We start from the raw sequence: 3,159 nt of genomic DNA on the forward strand, positions 1-3,159 counted from the left end.
TGGCAAAGGGATCACGCATCTTGCCAGCCGCATGCGCGCCATGGGCTTTTCGAATCTGGTTTCAAAGGTTTACGCCGACACCCGCCACGAAAGCCTGAACGAGGTGAATCGCGACATCATCATGGATGATTTCGCCATTTGGGCCGACGAAGTCCTCAAAGCGTGACGGATTGGCCCATTGCAAGAGCCGTGACAGCCGTTGCAGGGCTTGATAGAGGCTCTGGTTTCGCAGCAATCACGGTGATTGCGGCAATCACGGTGATTCATGGCTGAGCCCCCGCTGAAAGGCGTCCGCGTCGTCGAACTCGCCCGCATCCTTGCCGGGCCATGGGCCGGGCAGTTGCTTGCCGATCTCGGCGCCGATGTCATCAAGGTCGAAAGCCCCGATGGCGGCGACGACACCCGCAAATGGGGGCCACCCTTCGTCATGGGCAAGGACGGCGAGAACCTGTCGGCCGCCTATTATCATTCCTGCAATCGCGGCAAGCGCTCCATCGCCATCGATTTCTCGACACCGGAAGGCGCCGAGACCGTGCGCCGGCTGGTCGCCACCTCGGACGTGCTGATCGAGAACTTCAAGCTCGGCGGCCTGAAGAAATACGGCCTCGACTATGACAGCCTGCGCCAGATCAACCCGCGCCTCGTCTATTGCTCGATCACCGGCTTCGGCCAGGACGGACCCTATGCGCCGCGCGCCGGCTACGACTTCATCATCCAGGCCATGGCCGGCATGATGTCGATCACCGGCGAGGTCGGCCGCGAGCCGCAAAAGGCCGGCGTCGCCATCTCCGACATCTTCACCGGCCTTTATTCGGTCATCGCCATCCAGGCAGCACTGCGCCATGCCGAGCAGACCGGCGAAGGCCAGCACGTCGACATGGCGCTTTTCGACACCCAGATCTCGGCCCTCGGCAACCAGAATTTGAACTATCTCGTCTCCGGCCAATCGCCGGTGCAGATGGGCAACGCACACATGAACATCGCCCCGTATGAGGTTGTGCCGGTCCGGGATGGGCACATCATCCTGGCGGTCGGCAATGACGGCCAGTTCGCCAAATTCTGCGCCGCTGTCGGACTGGACGACCTGCCTGCCAATCCCGACTTCGCCACCAATCCCGCCCGGGTCGCCAACCGGGTCAAGTTGCGCGAGCGCATGATCGAGGCGCTGAAGATTTTTGACCGCGATCCGCTGCTGGCCAAGCTGGAAGCGGCCGGCGTGCCGGCGAGCCCGATCAACACGATCGGCCAGATGTTCGCCGACCCGCAGACCATCGCGCGCGGCATGCGGCTCGATCTCGACGACGGCCATGGCAATCTTCTGCCTTCGGTGCGTGCGCCGATGGTGATGTCCGGCACGCCGCTGGTCTATGAGCGCCCCTCGCCGCGCCTGGGCGAGCACACGCAAGAAATCCTTGCCGAACTGGAGAAGTCTGGACAATGAAGACCGGCGGACAACTCATCGTAGACGCGCTTGAAGCCAACGGCACCGACCGCATCTATTGCGTGCCCGGTGAATCCTATCTGGCGGTGCTCGACGCGCTGCACGACTCTGCGATCCGCACCATCGTCTGCCGCCAGGAAGGCGGTGCCGCGATGATGGCCGATTGCCACGGCCGCCTGACCGGCAAGCCCGGCATCTGCTTCGTCACCCGCGGCCCCGGCGCCACCAACGCCTCGGCCGGCATCCACATCGCCATGCAGGATTCGATACCCGTCATCCTGTTCATCGGCCAGGTCGCCAGCCACGCCAAGGAGCGCGAAGCGTTCCAGGAGGTGGACTACAAGAGGTTTTTTGGCGACATCGCCAAATGGGTGGTCGAGATCGACGACGCCTCGCGCATCCCCGAATTCGTCACCCGCGCCTTCGCGGTGGCGACATCGGGCCGTCCCGGCCCGGTGGTGATCTCGCTGCCCGAAGACATGCTGACGAGTGTCGTCGAAGCGCCCATCGCCTTGCCGCACACGCCGGTTGAGACACGGCCGGGCGAAGCGGAGCTCGATGCGCTGGAAAAGCTGCTGGCTAAGGCCAAGCGGCCGTTCGTCATCCTCGGCGGCACGCGCTGGGACGCCGAGGCGGTTGCACAAATGCGCACGATCGCCGAGGCCTGGTCGCTGCCGGTCGGCTGCTCCTTCCGCCGCCAGATGCTGTTCGATCATCTGCATCCGAACTATGCCGGCGATGTCGGCATCGGCATCAACCCGAAGCTGGCCACAGCGATCAAGCAGGCCGATCTCGTGCTGCTGATCGGCGGCCGCATGGGCGAAATGCCCTCGTCCGACTACACGCTGCTGAAAAGCCCCTATCCCGACCAGACGCTGGTGCATGTCCATGCCGACGCCGGCGAACTCGGCCGCGTCTACCGGCCGACACTGGCGATCAACGCCTCGCCTTCTGCCTTCATCGACGCTTTCGCCAGGCGCAAACCGGCCTCGGAGCCGACTTGGGCAGCCGAGACGCCAAAGCTGCATGCCGCCTATCTGGACTGGTCGACGCCACCGGAAGGCGGCCCCGGCTCGGTCCAGATGGGCCCGATCATGAACTACCTCGAAAAGATGTTGCCCGACGACGCCATCCTCACCAACGGCGCCGGCAATTACGCCACCTGGGTGCATCGTTTCCACCGCTTCCGCCGCTTCGCCACTCAAGGTGCGCCGACGTCAGGCTCGATGGGCTATGGCACGCCTGCGGCCGTCGCCGCCAAGGAGCTGTTCCCGGAGCGCACCGTGGTCGCCTTCGCCGGCGACGGCTGTTTCCTGATGAACGGGCAGGAATTCGCCACCGCCGTGCAGTATGACCTGCCTATCATTGTGGTCGTCGTCAACAACGGCATCTACGGCACCATCCGCATGCATCAGGAGCGCGAATATCCCGGCCGCGTCGTCGCCACCGATCTCAAGAACCCCGACTTCGCCGCTCTCGCCCGCGCCTATGGCGGCCATGGCGAAACGGTCGACAAGACCGCCGATTTCGCTCCCGCCTTCGAACGTGCCCGCGCCAGCGGCAAGCCGGCGATCGTGGAAATCCGCCTCGACCCCGAAGCGATCACGCCGACCAAGACGATGACGCAGATACGCGACAAGGCGTAGTCCAAACAAAAAAAAGAGGCGGTCGCCCGCCCCTTTTTGTCATGCGGCTTGCGCTACTTGGCGGTCTCGATC

The 3,159-nt window shown here is 64.1% G+C and carries 2 protein-coding genes and 1 pseudogene; all 3 read left to right on the top strand.

All coding sequences use genetic code 11. The annotated features are described in order from the left end of the window. A pseudogene (locus tag EN750_RS40980) lies at positions 1–166 on the top strand (alpha/beta hydrolase); the annotation flags it as partial. 99 nt (positions 167–265) lie between these two features. Further along, positions 266–1,441 (top strand): CaiB/BaiF CoA-transferase family protein, encoded by a 1,176-nt coding sequence (locus tag EN750_RS26025; RefSeq protein WP_127272545.1) that lies wholly within the window; start codon positions 266–268, stop codon positions 1,439–1,441. Then, positions 1,438–3,087: a thiamine pyrophosphate-binding protein gene (locus EN750_RS26030; RefSeq protein ID WP_127398277.1), complete on the top strand. Its 1,650-nt coding sequence runs from the start codon at positions 1,438–1,440 to the stop codon at positions 3,085–3,087. The genes EN750_RS26025 and EN750_RS26030 overlap by 4 nt, the downstream gene beginning before the upstream one ends. Positions 3,088–3,159: the final 72 nt, after the last annotated feature.

The sequence above is a fragment of the Mesorhizobium sp. M7A.F.Ca.ET.027.03.2.1 genome (genome assembly GCF_003999175.1).
Lineage (GTDB): Bacteria > Pseudomonadota > Alphaproteobacteria > Rhizobiales > Rhizobiaceae > Mesorhizobium.

Excerpts from the sequence above, each read along its gene's own strand:
- EN750_RS26025 (WP_127272545.1), top strand. The coding sequence starts at position 266 with ATGGCTGAGCCCCCGCTGAAAGGCGTCCGCGTCGTCGAACTCGCCCGC.
- EN750_RS26030 (WP_127398277.1), top strand. The coding sequence starts at position 1,438 with ATGAAGACCGGCGGACAACTCATCGTAGACGCGCTTGAAGCCAACGGC.